The sequence below is a fragment of the Haloarcula japonica DSM 6131 genome, assembly GCF_000336635.1.
Classification (GTDB): Archaea; Halobacteriota; Halobacteria; order Halobacteriales; family Haloarculaceae; genus Haloarcula; species Haloarcula japonica.
Window position 1 is genome coordinate 66,943 of record NZ_AOLY01000004.1, and the last position, 16,541, is coordinate 83,483.

General features: G+C 64.7%; 13 protein-coding genes. 4 read left to right on the plus strand and 9 right to left on the minus strand.

Going from position 1 to position 16,541, the window contains the following annotated elements; translation table 11 throughout:
- Positions 1-7 precede the first annotated feature (7 nt).
- The 4 genes from C444_RS01150 to C444_RS01165 form a co-directional block, all read right to left on the minus strand.
- A complete protein-coding gene (locus C444_RS01150; protein ID WP_004590338.1) occupies positions 8-2,506 on the minus strand; it encodes a DEAD/DEAH box helicase in 2,499 nt (832 codons plus the stop codon).
- A gap of 66 nt (positions 2,507-2,572) precedes the next feature.
- A complete protein-coding gene (locus tag C444_RS01155; RefSeq protein WP_004590340.1) occupies positions 2,573-3,172 on the minus strand; it encodes a diacylglycerol/polyprenol kinase family protein in 600 nt (199 codons plus the stop codon).
- Complete coding sequence (gene glyS / locus C444_RS01160; RefSeq protein ID WP_004590341.1) at positions 3,173-4,909, minus strand: glycine--tRNA ligase; 1,737 nt, start codon at positions 4,907-4,909, stop codon at positions 3,173-3,175. It abuts the gene before it with no gap.
- Complete coding sequence (locus C444_RS01165; protein WP_004590343.1) at positions 4,906-5,751, minus strand: CBS domain-containing protein; 846 nt, start codon at positions 5,749-5,751, stop codon at positions 4,906-4,908. The genes glyS and C444_RS01165 overlap by 4 nt, the downstream gene beginning before the upstream one ends.
- A gap of 373 nt (positions 5,752-6,124) precedes the next feature.
- Between C444_RS01165 and C444_RS22140 the strand changes: the two genes are divergently transcribed.
- Together C444_RS22140 and serA are read left to right on the plus strand one after the other, a co-directional pair.
- Positions 6,125-6,292, plus strand: a complete 168-nt coding sequence (locus tag C444_RS22140) for a DUF7556 family protein (RefSeq protein WP_004590350.1) — start codon at positions 6,125-6,127, stop codon at positions 6,290-6,292.
- 148 nt (positions 6,293-6,440) lie between these two features.
- Complete coding sequence (gene serA, locus C444_RS01170) at positions 6,441-8,027, plus strand: phosphoglycerate dehydrogenase (RefSeq protein ID WP_004590351.1); 1,587 nt, start codon at positions 6,441-6,443, stop codon at positions 8,025-8,027.
- 33 nt (positions 8,028-8,060) lie between these two features.
- Here serA and C444_RS01175 read toward each other — a convergent pair whose 3' ends face one another.
- From C444_RS01175 to C444_RS01195, 5 genes are all read right to left on the minus strand, one after another.
- Positions 8,061-8,276 (minus strand): hypothetical protein, encoded by a 216-nt coding sequence (locus C444_RS01175; RefSeq protein WP_004590352.1) that lies wholly within the window; start codon positions 8,274-8,276, stop codon positions 8,061-8,063.
- Between the two features lie 92 nt (positions 8,277-8,368).
- Positions 8,369-12,556: a DNA-directed DNA polymerase II large subunit gene (locus C444_RS01180; RefSeq protein WP_004590353.1), complete on the minus strand. Its 4,188-nt coding sequence runs from the start codon at positions 12,554-12,556 to the stop codon at positions 8,369-8,371.
- A gap of 1 nt (position 12,557) precedes the next feature.
- A complete protein-coding gene (locus C444_RS01185) occupies positions 12,558-12,980 on the minus strand; it encodes a PPC domain-containing DNA-binding protein (RefSeq protein ID WP_004590354.1) in 423 nt (140 codons plus the stop codon).
- A gap of 188 nt (positions 12,981-13,168) precedes the next feature.
- Positions 13,169-13,678 carry a 2'-5' RNA ligase family protein gene (locus C444_RS01190; protein WP_049909008.1) on the minus strand — a complete coding sequence of 170 codons (510 nt, stop codon included), beginning with the start codon at positions 13,676-13,678 and terminating at the stop codon, positions 13,169-13,171.
- A gap of 40 nt (positions 13,679-13,718) precedes the next feature.
- Positions 13,719-13,907: a DUF7554 family protein gene (locus C444_RS01195; RefSeq protein WP_004590356.1), complete on the minus strand. Its 189-nt coding sequence runs from the start codon at positions 13,905-13,907 to the stop codon at positions 13,719-13,721.
- Positions 13,908-14,065: 158 nt separating this feature from the next.
- On the opposite strand from C444_RS01195, the gene C444_RS01200 reads away from it, so the two are divergent.
- Both C444_RS01200 and C444_RS01205 read left to right on the plus strand, forming a co-directional pair.
- A complete protein-coding gene (locus tag C444_RS01200; RefSeq protein ID WP_004590358.1) occupies positions 14,066-15,142 on the plus strand; it encodes a helix-turn-helix transcriptional regulator in 1,077 nt (358 codons plus the stop codon).
- A 137-nt stretch (positions 15,143-15,279) separates the two neighbouring features.
- The gene (locus tag C444_RS01205) at positions 15,280-16,077 is read left to right on the plus strand and encodes a hypothetical protein (RefSeq protein ID WP_193363345.1); all 798 of its coding nucleotides are present in this window, start codon (positions 15,280-15,282) and stop codon (positions 16,075-16,077) included.
- The last annotated feature ends 464 nt before the right edge of the window (positions 16,078-16,541 follow it).

Here is a 16,541-nt window from a genome sequence, read left to right on the forward strand (position 1 = left end):
CGGATCGCTACGGGTCGTAGTCGCTGGCGATAACTTCCCGAATTCGTTCGGCCGTTACATCGCCGATACCGGACACCTCAAGCAGGTCTTCTTTATCGGCGGTCATCACCGCCTCGACGCTGCCGAAGGCTTCCAGCAGCGTGCGGGCGGTCACCGGTCCGACTTCGGCGATGGAGGCGACGACGTACTCCTGTTGTTCGGGGAGCGTCTTCGACTGTTTCTCGCCGTGGACGCTCACTTCGCGGTCGGCCACCTCCTGTTCCCGCCCGGCGATGACTTCCAGCAGGTCCGCGGTCTCGTCCTCGTCGCTGGTCCGGAGGACGCTTGCGCCGAAATCGACCGCGAGCGATGCCAGGGCTCCCTGAATCGCCTTGTGGTGGACGTTTCGCGCGCCGAAGAGGTCCTCACCCTCAATGACGACGACAGGTCGGCCGTAGTTTCGCGTGGCGTCGCCGACCTGCTCGAACATCGACCGGTCCCCGCCAGTCAGCGTGTCCATGAAGTCAGCGACGGTCTTGCGCTCGACGACCACGCGATCCGAGAGGACGTAATCGCCGACAGCCAGCGTTTCGAGTCGGGTCTCGATACCGTCCCGTGTCGAGAGGTCTCGGGCGATGTTCGAGTCGAGTTCCCGCTGGTCGGCGACGATTTCGACGGGGTCGTTCTCACTGTCGCGGCCGGCGCTGGCGACCGTTCCTTCGTCGTCGGTCGCCTCGTCCTGCTCCTCGCCGTCAGCCCCTTGGTCGTCCGGCGCAGACGACTCCGCCGCGAAGGCGTCCAGCCCGGCTTGGCCATCTCCGTCGTCGTTCCCATCGGCAGACTTGTTAGCTGTGCTACCCCTCCCGTTTCCAGTGGAGCCCGACTGCCGTGTGGCGGTTTCCGCTTCGTCGGTTCCAGTCGAAGCGGCCCCCTCGGCGTCCTCGTACTCGTCGAGGCCGGTCTGGTCGAGGCGGGCCTCCAGCTCGCCGGCGACGCTTTTGAGTTCGTTCAGTTCGCGTTTCATCCGCTTCTGGTCGTTGCGGGCCTTCCAGAAGTACGCTTCATCGCGGGTGTCCTCGGCAAGCAGGACGACGACGCGACCCTCGGCCTGTCGTCCAGTTCGGCCTTTCCGCTGGATGGCCCGAATCGCGGTCGGGACCGGTTCGTAGAACAGCACCAGGTCGACCTCTGGCACGTCCAGCCCCTCCTCGGCGACGGATGTCGAGACGAGTACCTCGAACTCGCCGTTGCGGAACCGGTCCAGCGTCTCCTGTTGCTGGGTCTGTGTCATCCCTTCACTGCCGTCGGTGTCGCTCTGGCCGACGAACTTCTGCGTCGTGAAATGATCCGAGAGGAAGTCGACGAGCGTCTCAGCCGTATCGCGCGATTCGGTGAACACGATGACACGCTCGCCGTTCTCGATACCGAGCGTCTCCGCGAGGAGCATTCGGGTCTGTCGGAACTTCGGGTGCAGGTCGTCGTAGGACTCGGCTTTCCGCATCGCCTCACGGACCTTCGGTTCGCTGACGAGGCGCTGGTCGGCCTTCGATGCCCCGGAGGAGCGAGCGGCCTCCTTCAGGCGCTCGAAGTACCGCCGCAGGGACTCGACGCTCTGGGTCTCGACGTAGGTGACGGCGGTCCGGAGCTTGCGGATCTCGGCGAGGAGGCTCATCCCCTGATACCCCTCGCTCTGGTCGTTGTTCATCAGGTCCCGGAGTTGACCCTGAATCTGTTGTATCTCGCGCTCGGAGATGTCCGCCGAGGACTTGTTCGTGACGCCGAGTTCCTTCAACTGTGACAGGCGGTCTTTGATGACCTCGTTGATAGCGTCTCGAATTTCGACGACGACTTCCGGGAGCTCGATGCGGTTCCAGTCCACGCTGGTGTCGTGGGTGAACTCGGCCACGTCGGCGTCGTCTTCGGTCATCACCGCAACCTCGACAAGGCCGAGGTTCTCACACACTTCGAGGATGGCTTCCTCGTCGTCGCCGGGCGAGGCGCTCATTCCCGTCACCAGCGGGTTCTCGGCGTCGGCGTGGTAGCGGTCGGCGATGTAGTTGTAGGCGTAGTCGCCGGTCGCTCGGTGGCACTCGTCGAAGGTGCAGTGGGTCACGTCCGCGAGCGAGATACGGTTGCCAACGAGGTCGTTTTCGACGACCTGCGGCGTCGCGATGACGATGCGGGCGTCGTCCCAGAGTGCGGCCCGGTCGTCCGGTCGTACCTCGCCAGTGAACACGACGACGTCCTCGTCGTCCAGTTCGAGTGCCTCGCGGTAGAACTCGGCGTGTTGCTGGACCAGCGGCTTCGTCGGGGCCAGCATCAGCGCTTTCCCCCCGACGGCGTTGAGCCGCTCGGCGGTCACCAGCAGCGAGACGGTCGTCTTGCCCAGTCCGGTCGGCAGACAGACGAGCGTGTGGCCGGCGCTCGCTGTCTCCGCCAGGTCGGTCTGGTAGCGGCGGTTCTCCAGGAACTCCGGCGTCACCAGCGGGCGCTCGACGTACTCGCCACCGGCGTCGGTGGTCGCCATTACCCACGCGTTCGGCCCCGCGGTGGTTAAGGGTTCAGATACCGGGGTGAAAGTGAACGGCCCGGCTCAGAGGCCGAGTGCCGGCAGGTACTGGACGCCGATCCACATCGCCAGTGCGCCAAGCACCGGAATCGAGAAGTTGTCGTCGATGACGTAGCCGGCGATACGCGGCTTGACGCCGTCGGCGAACGTCGCTGCGATACCGCCGAGGACGGCGGCGGCAGGAGGTACGAACGGTGCGGCAAGCAGCGTGCAGACACCGAACATCACCAGCAGCACCCAGGCCTGTTTGACGTTGCTGGCGTCGGTCGAGCCCAGCAGGCCGCTGATGGGGTCGCCGATGGCCAGCATCAGCATTGCGGGGACGGCGACCGTCACGTTCATACTCGGGAGTTCGACGGCGAAGGCGACGATGGCTATCCCGACGATGTACAGCGCGTAGCCGGCAGGGTTGTCCTGCTCGTACTCGCGGGTGAGCCGGTCGTACACCACCCAGTCCAGTCCGGTCGTCAGCCGCACGGCTTCGAGAACCAGGACGACGGCCAGCGCGACGGCTAAGAACGCCTGTACCACGAGCCACGTAATCAGGTCCGGGCGGAGCAGATGCGCCAGCGGCACCGTCGCGCCGGTGACGTGGACGAGACGCCGGGCTACCTCGTCGGCCATCTACAGGTCGTCGAAGGTTAGCTCGCCGCTCGCCAGCTGTTCGAGCCGGTCGGCGAGCCCGTCGATGGGGAGGCGCTTCTGCTCGGTCGTGTCTCGTTCACGCACCGTGACCTCGTTGTCCTCTAAGCTCTCGTAGTCCACAGTGACGCAGTAGGGCGTGCCGACCTCGTCCTGTCGGCGGTAGCGCCGTCCGATGGCCCCGGAATCGTCGTAGGTGACCGAGAGGCCGGCGGTCCGGAGGTCCTCGGCGATGTCGGTGGCGAGGTCGGCCATCCCGTCCTTGTCCATCAGCGGGAAGACGCCGACCGTCGTCGGTGCCTGCTCCGGCGGGAGGTCGAGGTATGCCCGCTCCTCGCCGTCGACCTCGTCGGTCTCGTAGGAATGTGCGAGGACGGTGTAGATGATGCGGCTCACGCCGAAAGAGGGTTCGACGACGTGCGGGCGGATGTGCTCGCCGTTCTCGGTGACCTCGTCGACGCTGAAGTTCGTCTTGTCGACAGGAACAGTGTGGGACTCGCCGTCGATCTCGACGGTGACCTCGTCGCCGTCGAAGGCGTCCGGATTCCGCTCGGCTAGCGCTTCGAGCGCGTCGGCGACCGCGCCAGCCGACCCGCCGAACTCCGGCCCGAGGTAGCTCATGTCGGGGTCGACGGTCGCCCGTTCGACGGTGATCGGCTCGTCGTACTGCTTGAAGACGGTGTAGTCCTCGCCCGAGTGCTTGGCGTGTTTCGAGAGGTCGTAGTCGCCCCGGTAGGCGAAGCCCGTAATCTCGATCCAGTCGCCGTCGACCTCGCTCTCTGCGTCCCAGCAGTCAGAGGCGTAGTGAGCGCGCTCGCCCGCGAGGTGCTGGCGGTACCGGAAGCGGTCCATGTCGACGCCGATGCGCTCGTACCACTCCTTGGAGACGCCCAGGTAGTAGGCGACCCACTCACTTTCGACGACGCCCTCATCGACGGCCTCGCGGACCGTGAGTTCCTGCATGCCGCCGTCTTCGGACTCCTGTGCCGCGGCGGAGTACAGCGGAAGGACCACGTCCGCCACGTCGGCCAGCGGCGGCTCGTCTTCCTCGGGGTCGATGAAGTGCTCGAGTTCGGCCTGGGTGAACTCCCGGACGCGGACCAGCGACTTCCGCGGGGAGATCTCGTTCCGGTAGGCCTTCCCGATCTGGGCGACGCCGAACGGGAGCTGATTCCGGGCGTACTCGGAGAGCTGCGGGAACTCCACGAAGATGCCCTGTGCGGTCTCCGGTCGGAGATACCCCGGCGACGACGAGCCCGGACCGATGTTGGTCTCGAACATCAGGTTGAAGTTGTCGACCGGCTGGTCGGCCAGGGAGGTGTGGCAGGACGGACACTCGATGCCGTGGTCGGCGATGAGATCCATGACCTCCTCGTTGGGGAGTGACTCGGCCTCCTCGATGTCCGTGTTGTCTTCGACGAGGTGGTCGGCGCGGTGGGTCGCACCACACTCGCCGCATTCGACGATCATGTCGTCGAAGCCGTCGAGATGCCCAGATGCTTCGAAGACAGGCTCTGGCATCACGTCTGGGGCGGAGATTTCCTGGTGGCCCTCCTTGACGACGTAGCGGTCCCGCCAGGCGTCCTCGATGTTCGATTTCAGTGCAGCGCCCTGGGGGCCGTAGGTCCAGAAGCCCGCAGCACCACCGTAGGCGCTTGAGGAGGGGAAGTAGAAGCCGCGACGCTTGGCCAGTTCGGTAAGTCGTTCGCCTTCGCTCATAGGCCTCGCAGCAGGTCGATGTCCCGTACGATGCCGGTGAGTTCGTCACCCGACAGCAGCGGGATCTGTTCGATGTCGTGCTCGATCATCAGCTGGGCCGCCTCCTCGGCGGTGCGGCGCTTGTTCACCGTCACGACCTCGGCGGTCATGAACTCGCGGACGGGCTCAACCGGGAGTTCGACGTTGCGGGTGGGCATGTACCGACCGCCGACGGCTTTGATGCCCTCCCAAGCCCAGTCGTCGTCCTGATTGGCGATGGAGTCGCCGGTGTCGTCCTCGCCCTCGACGACGCGGGCGACCGCGATGATGTCGACCTCAGTGAGCATCCCCGACATATCGCCGTCGTCGCCGAGGACGACGCCGTATGGGACGTTCGCGTGGGAAAGCTCCCGTTCGGCAACGGTCAGCGGCGTCCCCTCGTACACGCAGTTGATGTCGCGGTTGGCGAGTTCATCGACGACCTTGTCGCCATCGACGTCGCCGTTGGCGATGGACCGGATCACGTCGGTCACTGTGATGATCCCTTTGAGCTGGCCGTCGACGATGGGGAGGCGTCGCTCGCCGTCCTCGACCATCACCTGTGCGGCAGCCTCGATAGACGTGTCCCCGCTGATTGCCGGGACTTCCTCGACGAGCAGGGCCAGCTGGTCTTCGTCGGGACTCTCGATGAGCGCATCGCGTGAAATAATGCCTCTGAACTCCTCGCCCTCGTCGGTCTCCTTGATAACCGGGACCGACGAGAAAGCCTGCTCCTGGAGGTATTCCAGTGCGTCATCACGGGTACCAGGAATAGTAACCGTGACGACCTCCGAGCGTGGCGTCATAGCGTCTGCGACGTTCATACTGCCAGAACTTCCTGCCCGCATCTACTAAGTCCTTAACATCCGTCCGTTTTCGACATTCAGGTGCCATGCTTGGCGGCCATCAGCTGTCCTCGATGGCCGTGCAGACACTATCTCGGAAACCGAGCAACCGCCCCGCCTCGGAAACAACTACGCCATTTGCCATATCGAACTCTCCCATCTGGGTTTGAACAGAAATCCAGATACAGGTACTGAGGGTTGAAATATAAGGCTCTATGCGTACTGTCCTCCAGTCCACTCTTCCCCAGTATTGACAGGAGTAGAACTATTGTCAGACTGTTGGTCTTGGATGATACTGTTCCCCTCTACGGGTTTCGCTAAACTTTTATAGGACTGTTACATATTGTCATGCATGGAGTCGGAACCTGTCGCTCCGATTGAGATGGCCGCGGACGGAGACATCATGGCATCCGTCGAAGAGGGTCCAACGGACCAGTTTATCATCGCTGACGTGACCCGAGACGACGCCTATCTCACAACCCCGCTCGCGGACGCTGCCTCACTCCCGGCCTGGCGATAGGTCGCTAACTGTCGGTTCATTTTTCGCTGACGGCCCCACCAAGCAGGATACCCCACCAGCGGTGCGGTCGCTCCGCCCCGAGTATCCGCACGCAGTCGTTCGGACAGAGAAAACAAGCGTTATGCCGCCCCAGTAAGTTCGATTCGGTATGAAGGTACTCGTTACGGACCCTATCGCTGATGCCGGTCTCACGCGACTCCGTGAGGCGGGCCACGACGTCGAAACTGCCTACGAGGTCGAGGGCGACGCGCTCCTCGACGCGGTGGCCGACGCGAACGCGCTCATCGTCCGCTCGGGCACCGAAGTCACTGAGGAAGTGTTCGCGGCCGCGCCCGACCTCATCATCGTCGGCCGGGCTGGCATCGGTGTCGACAACATCGACATTGACGCCGCCACGGACCACGGCGTCATCGTCGCCAACGCCCCTGAGGGCAACGTCCGCGCCGCCGCCGAACACTCCGTCGCGATGGCGTTTGCCACCGCTCGCTCCATCCCGCAGGCCCACGACCGCCTCAAAACCGGCGAGTGGGCCAAAGGCGAGTTCCTCGGCACGGAAGTCAACAACAAGACGCTTGGCGTCGTCGGCTTCGGCCGCGTCGGCCAGCAGGTCGCCAAGCGGCTGGGCGGGCTGGGCATGGACATCGTCACGTTCGACCCGTACATCAGTCAGGAGCGCGCCGACCAGTTCGGCGCGGAACTGGTCGACGACCTCGACGACTGTCTCGCCAAGTCCGATTTCATCACGATCCACACGCCGCTGACCCCCGAGACCGAGAACATGATCGGCGAGGAGGAACTCGCCGAACTCGAAGGCGGCTACGTCGTCAACTGCGCCCGTGGCGGCATCATCGACGAGCCGGCCCTGGCCGAGGCCGTCGAGGACGGCGTCCTGAAGGGCGCGGCGCTCGACGTGTTCGGCGAAGAGCCGCTGCCTGATGACAGCCCGCTCCTTGGTGTCGACGACATCATCGTCACGCCCCATCTGGGCGCGTCGACGGAGGCCGCACAGGAGAACGTCGCCACTTCTACGGCCGACCAGATCATCGCCGCGGCCAACGGCCAGCCCGTCGCCAACGCCCTCAACGCGCCGTCGCTGGACGAGGCGACGTTCAAGCAGGTCGGGCCGTACCTCGACCTTGCCGACACCGCCGGCCGCATCGCGGTCCAGCTGTTCGGCGGCCACATGTCCGAAGTGCAGGTCACCTACGCCGGCGACATCGCCGAGGAGGACGTGGAGTACGTCACCGCAAGCGCCCTGAAGGGCGTGTTTGCGCCCTCGGACCTGCAGGTCAACGCCGTCAACGCCCCACAGATCGCCAAGGACCGTGGCATCGACGTGACTGAGTCCAAGACCCGAACCTCCGAGGACTACCAGAGCCTCATCACTGTCACCGTCTCCGACGGCGAGGAATCCGTCTCCGTCTGTGGGACCCAGTTCGGCGGCGAGGAGCCCCGTATCGTCCGTATCGACGACCACCGCATCGAGGCCGTCCCGCATGGGCATATGCTGGTCGTCCGCAACCGCGACGAGCCCGGCACTATCGGGTTCATCGGGACCGTCCTGGGCGAGGCCGACATCAACATCGCCGGGATGTTCAACGGCCGCGAGACCATCGGCGGGGAGGCCCTGTCTGTCTACAACCTCGACGAACAGCCGCCACAGGAGATCATCGAGCGGCTTAACGGTGACAGCCGAATCATCGAAACGACCTACGTCGAACTCGGCGACGAGTAACACCAGCGGAATTTTCCGAAAGCGAGTCGCAGTTTAGTTTCCGTCGATAAGGCGCTCGTACCGGTCGACGACGGCCTGGCGGTGTTCCCGTTCCTGTTCGAGCGCGGTTTCCAGTGTCGCCACCTGCGAGCGCAACAGCGCGATCTGTATCTGATAGATCGTACTGGGCGTCTGTCGGGGCGATGGTGACGGGGAACCCGACCGGTCCCCGGAGTCGAACGATGGCGCTGAATCGCGGGACGAGGCCATACCCGTGACAGGACCGCCACGGTCAAAAACACCCGTCGGACGGCTGTCACGCGCCCGTCTGTCACCTTGAAGAGTCCGGGCGGCGTTGTCGCTCACATGAAGTCCGCAATACCTGACTGCTTGTTGTGATCGTTCTCGAACACCGACTCGATTTTTCGCTCCAGTATCTTGAGCCGCTGTTTCGTGTAGTCCCGTGCGCCGAACTCGTCGGCGACCCGGATGGCGGTGTCGATGTACTTGTTGACCGACCCCTCGTGGACGGTGAGGTTGACGCGGCCGCCACACTCTCGACAGTCGCCGGTCAGGGGTGCGCGGCGGAACGACTCTCCACAGTCCAGACAGCGGACCTCCTGTCTGGAGAACGCCCGGAGGTTCCCGATGAGGTCCGGCAGGAAGTGGTACTCGATGATGCGCTCGGCCACGTCGCTCTCGACGACGGCTCGGAGCTTTCGGGAGATCTCAAGCTGGGCGTCCATCTTGTCCTCCATCGAACCGAGCGTCTTGTACGCCGACAGGTCCGGTCCAGCGGCGATGTTGGTCGTGTCGTGCGTGTGGCGGAACTCGGTGTACTCGCGGTCGGTCCCCAGCGTCTCCTCGGCGATTTTCATCACGTCCTCGACCTCGGTCGGGTCTTTCATCTCGCGGGTGGCTTCGTAGAACTCGCGCGGATAGGTCTCCATGATGTCCATATTGTGGGCCTCGTCGTCGATCTCGCTGGGGTCGATACGGGAGGACATCACCAGCGGGGCGTCCATCTGGCCGCCGCGCTGGTTCGGGAGATACGACTTCGAGAAGTTCAGCAGGCCGTCCATCAGGAGCATGACGCAGTCCTCGTCGCCGTCGCATTGGCCGACGTAGGTGCCTTCGACGGCAACGCGGTGCGTATCGGCGACCGTGAGACAGTAGACGTGGTCGACGTCGCTTTCGACGTACTCGACAGCTTCGACGGTGTCTGTCGGGGCTGCGCCGTCGGTGGCTGCCGTCGAGGCTTCGCCGCGTGCTGTCATCGTGGTCGTCTCGCCGCCGTCGTAGGCGGGGAGGTCGTCACCGGCAGTCAGGTCGCTGGCCGGGACCTCTTCGATCCCATCGGAGCCGGCCCGGAGCATCGTGTGGTCGGGTGTGACACGGAGCGTCCGGTCACCGACGGTTACTTCGACGAGGTGGTCCGGCGCGGGGTGTTTCGAGACGGCGTCGACGGGCTGGCGACAGGGGCCGTTTTCGCTAAGCGACGACACGGTGAGGTCGCCGTCTAGCTCCTGTACGAGCGTCCCGAAGTCATCTTCCTCGGGGTTGTCCAGTCGATTTTCGACCAGTTCCTCGATGGTGCCGTATTCCCAGTCGTCGTTCTCGTCCTCGTACCACAGCCGAGTGTCCGGATGGAAGCAGTTCCGGCGCTTGGCGGCGTGGAAGTACGGATGTGCGTAACCGACGGCGGCGGAGGTGAAGCCGACCACGCGACCGACCGTCGCCGCGCTGGTGTGAGGGGCCATTCCGAACACGAGTTCGCCGACGAGGTCCTCGCGGTCGTCGAACTCGTAGAACCGCTCTAGCCCGTAGTACTGTTCTAAGAGGTCGTCGACGAAGCGGGCGGTCTGGAGCATATGTTCGGCCGCGCCGTCGGAGAGGACGATATCCTGTACTTTTAGCTCGACCAGCTGGTCCTCGTGGGTCAGCGGGTCGCCGTGGATGTCCTCCGTGTAGCCCAGTCCACGGAGTCGCTCGGCGGAGACGTCCAGTTCCGAGGCCCGTACTGCCGTCACCGGCAGGTCCGTCATGTCGTAGCGGACGGTGCCGTCCTTGAACGCAGACACGTCGTGTTTCGCCCGGAGGATACCCTTCTCCATCGGTTCCGGTACTTTCTCCTCGGATGTGAGCCCCTTGACCGCTTTCAGTTGCTCGAAGGCCGTCTCGCGCTCGCCGACGTTCTGCAGAGCGTCCCGGTACGCTTCCTGCAGGTCGAGCACCTTGTACTGGGTCGGCGAGGCGAGCGTCTCACATCGGGAACACTCCGCCCGGCCGGACTCGTCGCGTTCGACTTCGGCTTCGCAGTCGGGACAGACGTACACCGGCTCGGTGGTCCCGCCACAGTCGGGACAGCCCGCTTGGTGCGTCTCGGTCCCACAGTCGGGACAGCGCCGGCGGGCTACTTCGACCTCGACCTGGCCGGGCGTGTCGCTCATCCCGTCGGCGTGTTTCGTCGCCTTTGCCACATCTCGCTGTGCGCCGCCGGCCTCGCCGATGGGGCTGAGCGTGTGGACGGCCGGCGAGAGGTCCCGCCGCTCGGACTTCTCGGGGCGACCCATCCGGTTGCCGATACGGGTCGGGGCGCGCTCCCGAATCTGGAACGGCGCGACCTCGTTGATCGCTTTGATAGCGTTCTGGCCGTCTTCGCGCTCGGCATCCTCGGCAACCCCGATTGCGTCGAGCGATTCGCTGTCGCCGTAGGTTCGCGCGTGCTCGGAGAGGTCCGACGGTGTCCAGTCCCGCTCTAGCGACCGGGAGAACCCGAGCGTCCGCACCAACGGCACCCAGTCGGTGACCGTTACGGTGTCCTCGTCCTGCGTATGTTCGACGAGCAGGTGTTCGAGCGTCCCTTGGACGGCATCGCTCCGTGGAAGTACGAGTGCGCCGTCGTCGCTGTGTGCGTCGCCTGCTGTACCGTCCATCTCCGGATCGGCGTACGCGCCGTCGGCCTGTGCGACCTGTGCCTCCTCAACGGCGTCGGCGAGCGCACACATCTGGTCGACGCTCACGTCGTGCCAGAGGTAGGTGTATTTCGGGTGCAGCGGGGCGTCGTACTCGGTTGCCCACTCGATGGCTTCCTCGGCGCTCGGGTCCGTGAGGTCGATGTGGGGTGAATCCTGCATCGCCTGCACGTCCGCGCCGGCAGCGTCAAGATCCTGCTCCCACCACTCGACGGTGTAGGAGGCCGGCGCGAGCGGGTGATTGTTCTCGACGAACTCGCCGTAGTTGACTAGGTACTCGCCCGGGTCGAGTATCTTCTCGACGCCGTTTCGGACTTCCAGTGCCTCCTCGGCGTCGTCGATGCGGCGCACGTCGCCGTTAGCCAGACGTACGGTCGGCCCCTCGATGGTGTCGACCGGCACGACGCCGGCGGCCTTCCCCGGCCGCTCGGTCTTGATCTGGGTCCCAGTCGCGAGGAAGTCATCGACGAGATGCATTGTCGCCGGGTGGACGCCGGCGGTCGCGAAGCCGTGGTTGCGTGACCGGCCGTAGCGAAGCCGGAACCCGCCAGCTTTCGACGGGTGAGAGAACACCGGGCGGCCGGCGATGAGGTCCCGGAGGTATTTATCGGCGGGTTCGACCCGCGGCGGTCCAGCCTGCTCGTCACCGTCGTCCGCACCGTCGTCGTCCGCGCCATCGCCACCGTCGTCGCCGTTCGCCTCGTCTGCGCCATCCTCCTCATCGGCTTCGTCCTTACCGATGGTCCCGTCGATGAGGTCCTGTAGCCACGGCCAGTCGACCTCGTCCAAGTTCCGGGTGTAGCGCTGGATCTTCGGTGCTTTCAGCGCAATCCCCTCGGCCAGCACCAGACACATCCCGCCCCGCGGGGAGTTCGAGTCGACGCGTTCGAGGTCCCGGTAGCCCGATACCTCCTCGTCGCCGGTCGCCTCGCCGTCAAGCATGATCGGCATGTGCTCGGCGATGAACTTCGTCTCCTTCTCCTTTGGCGAGTACTGGAGGCCGGTGTCCTTGTCGTAGAGGTCAATCTCCTCGGCGTAGCGGCCGATTTCATCGTCGCGGGCCTTGTACTGGTCGATACCGAGCAGCGCGCGGGCGTAGTCCGCGACCAGCACGGACAGCGCCTGTGCGGTTCCGCCGGCCGAGCGGATCGGCCCGGCGTAGTAGACGTTGATGAACTCCGTGCCGTCGTCGTTTTCCAGCAGTTCCACGCGGTCGATACCCTCGATAGGGGCGGCGACGACGCCCTCGGTCAGCAGGGCGACGGCAGTCCGGACCGCGCCCTCGACTTTCCCCTCGCGGCTGTCGTAGTCGCCGACGGTCCCCTCGACGAAGTCCTCGACCAGTTCCAGTGCAGCCTCCTCGCGGGACATCTGCCCCTCCAGTTCTCGCACCCGCTCGGCGACGCCGTCGATGCCGAGGATGTTCTCGACCCGGTCGGCCATGTCGCGCGCGGTGGGGATCTCGACTTCCGGCTTCGGGTCGCCGCCGCGCTCTTTGGCCCGCTCGGCCACGTCGAAGGCGGCTTCGAGCTGGGTTTCGAGCGTTTCGAAGTACTGTTCGTCGGCCTCCCGCATCTTAGATGTTCCAGAGGTCCAGATCGGTCGGTTCGTCGTGTTCCCGCCGGAGTTCGGTGTCGAACCCGCGGACGTACAGTTCGCCCGCCCAGACGGTGCCGGCGTTCAGGTGGCCGGCGACCGCCTCGCCGTCGGGCCGCGAGAGGACGGCGTGGGTGTGGGCGAACCGCTCCCCGTCGAGATGCGAGATGTTGCCCATACAGGCGGCGACCTCGAGTGGCTCGTCGAAGGTCAGCGAATCGTACTCGGTCCGGTCCTGGTCGTAGAACATGAGTTCCGCGTCCTGCACTGCTCCGAGCCCGTAGAAGAAGCCGGCGTCGATGCCCTGTTCGTCCGCGAACGTCTCGATCTCGGCGCGCCAGTCCGCACCGTGCTCCAGTCGGCAGACGAACTCGGACGTACTGTCGACTTCGCGGTAATCCATATCTGTAGTGGATGGCAGGCCGCTCCAAAAGCGTTGCTTTCGGCCCAACCGTTTATATCCGAAGCCGGGACCACCGCCGCTGTGACGTAGCCACGGCCCGGCGCGCCCAGCGGTTGTGCGGCACACCGCGCCGGGACAGACGCATGCCGCCTGTTCGCTACTGCGCTGGGAACGCTGCCAGACCAGTGCTATGCCGGCAGCGACACCCGACTGACCGGCTGGTTCCGGTCGGCATCATAGAAGGACAGTTCGTCGACGGTCCACCGAATCGGCTCGATGTCCCGCTCGACCAGCCGTGCAGCCGCATCGCGGTTCCCGCCGCGGGCGACGGTTACGTGCGGGACGTACTCGTCGCCTTCCATCTCGTCGACCGGGTCGACCCGCTCGCAGAGCCGCTCGTGCAGGGCGACCAGTCCGGGGCTCTCGACGGTGAGATACACCACCGGCGACGGCCCGGTCACGGCCGTTTCGAACTGCTCAACCTCCGAAACCTTCGCCTCGAACGCCGGTTGGCCGCGAAGCGCCTCGCGCCCCTGTGCTTCTAGTCTAGCGTAGGCCGCGTGGTCGCCGTCGCCCAACCGCTTTGCGACCAGCGTGTGCTCGCCCCGGCCCCGTCGCTGTGCGAGCGGCAGGTCCGCCGCGAGGTCGGCCGCTAGCGACGTGACTGCCGACGGGAGTGGGACGTTGATGCTGTACACGACGCGTTGGTCGCCCGCTGTCGGCAAAAAGAGCCCGGTCCTACAGCCGGTCGAGCAGCCACAGGACGATGAGGACAACCAGAACCACACCGAGTATCGGCTGGAGTGGCCCGAGGAGCCAGCCCAGCAGTCCCAGAATCCCACCGACGATTTCGAGCACCAACCAGACGACAATGAGAACGAGGACAATCTTCAGCAGGGTGTCCACGTCGAGTTTCGCTCTGTCCATGCCTAACCGGACTCCCTCACGGGGCAAACCCCTTGTGGCCACAGCGGCCGGTGATTCAGGCACCGGTAGAGGTGTGGCATGAGAGGTAAGGCTGCAGTGTATCAGTTCACACAATCGGCAATAAACGATATACCTGCTGAGAAGGTAGCCGCGGTAGGATGGGCCGGACCGCTGGACCGCTGGTAGTCGTATTCGTCGCGATAGCACTGCTTGTACCGACAGCGACCGGTGCCGGGTTCGGCAGCCTCGGGCAGCAGTCCGTCGACGCGGACGTGGTCGTCATGACCGCTGACGTGGACACTGACGGGACCGCTGACTGGACGGTTGCCTACCGAATCCGACTCGACGACGACAACGCCACGCAGGCCTTTGAGGACCTGCGTGCAGATATTCAGGCCAACCCGTCGGCGTACACGGACCGCTTCAAGAACCGGATGCAACGCACTGCCGGGGCCGCGGAGAACGCGACCGGCCGCGAAATGGCTATCGAGAACGTCACCGTGAGTGCACGCGAGGAGACGTTTGGCCAGACGTACGGCGTCATCACCTACCGGTTCCAGTGGACGAACTTCGCTGGCATTTCGGACGACCACCTCGAAATCGGCGACGCGCTCTCGGGGCTGTTTTTAGACAGCGAAACCTCACTGACTGTCCGCTGGCCAGCAGACTATCAGGCGGACTCCGTCGCGCCACAGTCCGACGAGCGGGGGAACGCCTCTGTCACCTGGCGCGGCCAGCAGACGTTCGCGGAAAGCGAGCCGCGAGTGTCTGTCAGTCCGGGAGACCCCGCTGGTGGGGACGGGGGTAACGGCCTCCTCGTCGGTGGAATCCTCGCGCTCGTCGGCATCATTGCCGGGGCATACGCCCTTCGACGGTACGGCGTACTCGGCGGCGGTGAGCCGGCCGAACCACCGGCGTCGATGGTCGACTCGGACGACTCTGAACCGGAACCCGCTGCCGGCACGGACGCCGACGCCGGCACACCGCCGGTTGAACTCCTGAGCAACGAGGAGCAGGTCCTGCAACTGCTCGAATCGAACGGCGGGCGGCTCAAACAACAGCAGGTAGCCGGCGAACTCGACTGGACCGACGCCAAGACGAGTCAGGTCATCAGTGGCCTGCGCGACGAGGACAAGGTCGAGACGTTCCGCATCGGCCGGGAGAACGTGGTGACGCTGCCGGACACTGACGTGACTGGTGGTGACGGAACCGACAGCGGTGACGAAACACAGTAATAAAGCCACCGACCGTTCACCGGAACCTGTCAGCTGGTTCGAGCACAGTATTGCGGTTTTAATTCGGCTTAATCGGCGCTAACCCGGCATCACTGACGCCTATTTATAGGGCCTTGGGTGGACAAGTACTGGATAGAATGAGACGAGCCACCCCGGTATTGCTGGCGCTGCTGCTCGTAGCGAGCACGCTCGCCGCGGTGCCCGCCGCAACCATGGCACAGGAAACGGAAGCGGTGACTGAACAGGCCAATGAGAATGCGACGCCCCCCGGCGCACAGCTTGCGGGCGTGGTCAGCGTGCAGGAGGCTGAACTGGACGGCGAGGTCCAGTCTCGGACGTTCGGGATCCGTGTCGCGAAGGCGAACACTGACGCTGCGAAGGCGTCCGTCGTCGCCGAGCAGGTAAACGACTCTGAGACCCGCCTGGAAGAACTCCAACAGCGCAAGCAGGCGCTGGAGCAAGCCCGCGAGAACGGCTCGATGAGCGAGGGCGAGTACCGGGCGAAGGCCGCACAGCTCCACGCCGAAACGAAGAACGTCCAGCGACTGGCCAAGGAGACGAACGAAACCGCCAGCCAGCTCCCTGCCGAAGCGTTAGAGGCGAAGGGTATCGACGCGGCGGCGATCAAGACCCTCTCACAGCGCGCGAGCGAACTGAGTGGTCCAGAAGTCGCCGCTATCGCACAGGGTATCGCCGGGCCGAACGTCGGGCAGCAGGCTCGACCTGACGTTGCCGGTGACCGCGGCGGTGATGCGGCGAACCGAACCGAAGTGAGTGACCGTCCGGGGGCCGGGCGGGAGCGGACCCCGGCGAGTGAACGGACGGACGATACCGATGCTACGCCAGCCAACGGGACGGCCACTAACGGCGGGGAAACCGAACTGCCAACCGGCAGCAACAGATCCGGGTCCGGCACTACTACCGCTGGCCGATAGCGTGAGACAGCGAATAGGCTGCTTATAGGCCGTCAAGCGCCGGCTTGTGTGCAGCTACTGGCGACGCGGGTACGCCTGAGCCTATGTGTTTGTTTCCTATACACATGCCACTGCGAACACGGAAACTATTAGTACCCGAGTCACACAGCAGGAAGTACATGACGCGGACCCCTCGCTCTACGATGCTCGTTACGGACGGCGAGAGGTCCCTCCGTTTCTCCCCACGACGACGACGACCGGGCCGTTTCTAGGCCCACTACTACTTACTCTTCAATTGACAGGTTCGATTCGTCGCTAGACGCCGTCGTCGTCGGTTCGATGGGATACTCGATCTGTTGTCCGATCGGGAAACCGACAGGCACACCACGGAACCAATCCACAACACATCCATGCCAGAAGGAAACGGAACCGTCGCGCTCGCCTTCTCGGGCGGGCTCGACACGACCTGTCTCTTATACACATCT

Coding starts and splice junctions, on each gene's coding strand:
- serA (WP_004590351.1), top strand. CDS start 6,441: ATGAAGGTACTCGTTACGGACCCTATCGCTGATGCCGGTCTCACGCGA.
- C444_RS01205 (WP_193363345.1), top strand. CDS start 15,280: ATGAGACGAGCCACCCCGGTATTGCTGGCGCTGCTGCTCGTAGCGAGC.
- glyS (WP_004590341.1), bottom strand. CDS start 4,909: ATGAGCGAAGGCGAACGACTTACCGAACTGGCCAAGCGTCGCGGCTTC.
- C444_RS01180 (WP_004590353.1), bottom strand. CDS start 12,556: ATGCGGGAGGCCGACGAACAGTACTTCGAAACGCTCGAAACCCAGCTC.
- C444_RS01195 (WP_004590356.1), bottom strand. CDS start 13,907: ATGGACAGAGCGAAACTCGACGTGGACACCCTGCTGAAGATTGTCCTC.
- C444_RS01175 (WP_004590352.1), bottom strand. CDS start 8,276: ATGGCCTCGTCCCGCGATTCAGCGCCATCGTTCGACTCCGGGGACCGG.
- C444_RS22140 (WP_004590350.1), top strand. CDS start 6,125: ATGGAGTCGGAACCTGTCGCTCCGATTGAGATGGCCGCGGACGGAGAC.
- C444_RS01155 (WP_004590340.1), bottom strand. CDS start 3,172: ATGGCCGACGAGGTAGCCCGGCGTCTCGTCCACGTCACCGGCGCGACG.
- C444_RS01200 (WP_004590358.1), top strand. CDS start 14,066: ATGGGCCGGACCGCTGGACCGCTGGTAGTCGTATTCGTCGCGATAGCA.
- C444_RS01185 (WP_004590354.1), bottom strand. CDS start 12,980: ATGGATTACCGCGAAGTCGACAGTACGTCCGAGTTCGTCTGCCGACTG.
- C444_RS01150 (WP_004590338.1), bottom strand. CDS start 2,506: ATGGCGACCACCGACGCCGGTGGCGAGTACGTCGAGCGCCCGCTGGTG.
- C444_RS01165 (WP_004590343.1), bottom strand. CDS start 5,751: ATGAACGTCGCAGACGCTATGACGCCACGCTCGGAGGTCGTCACGGTT.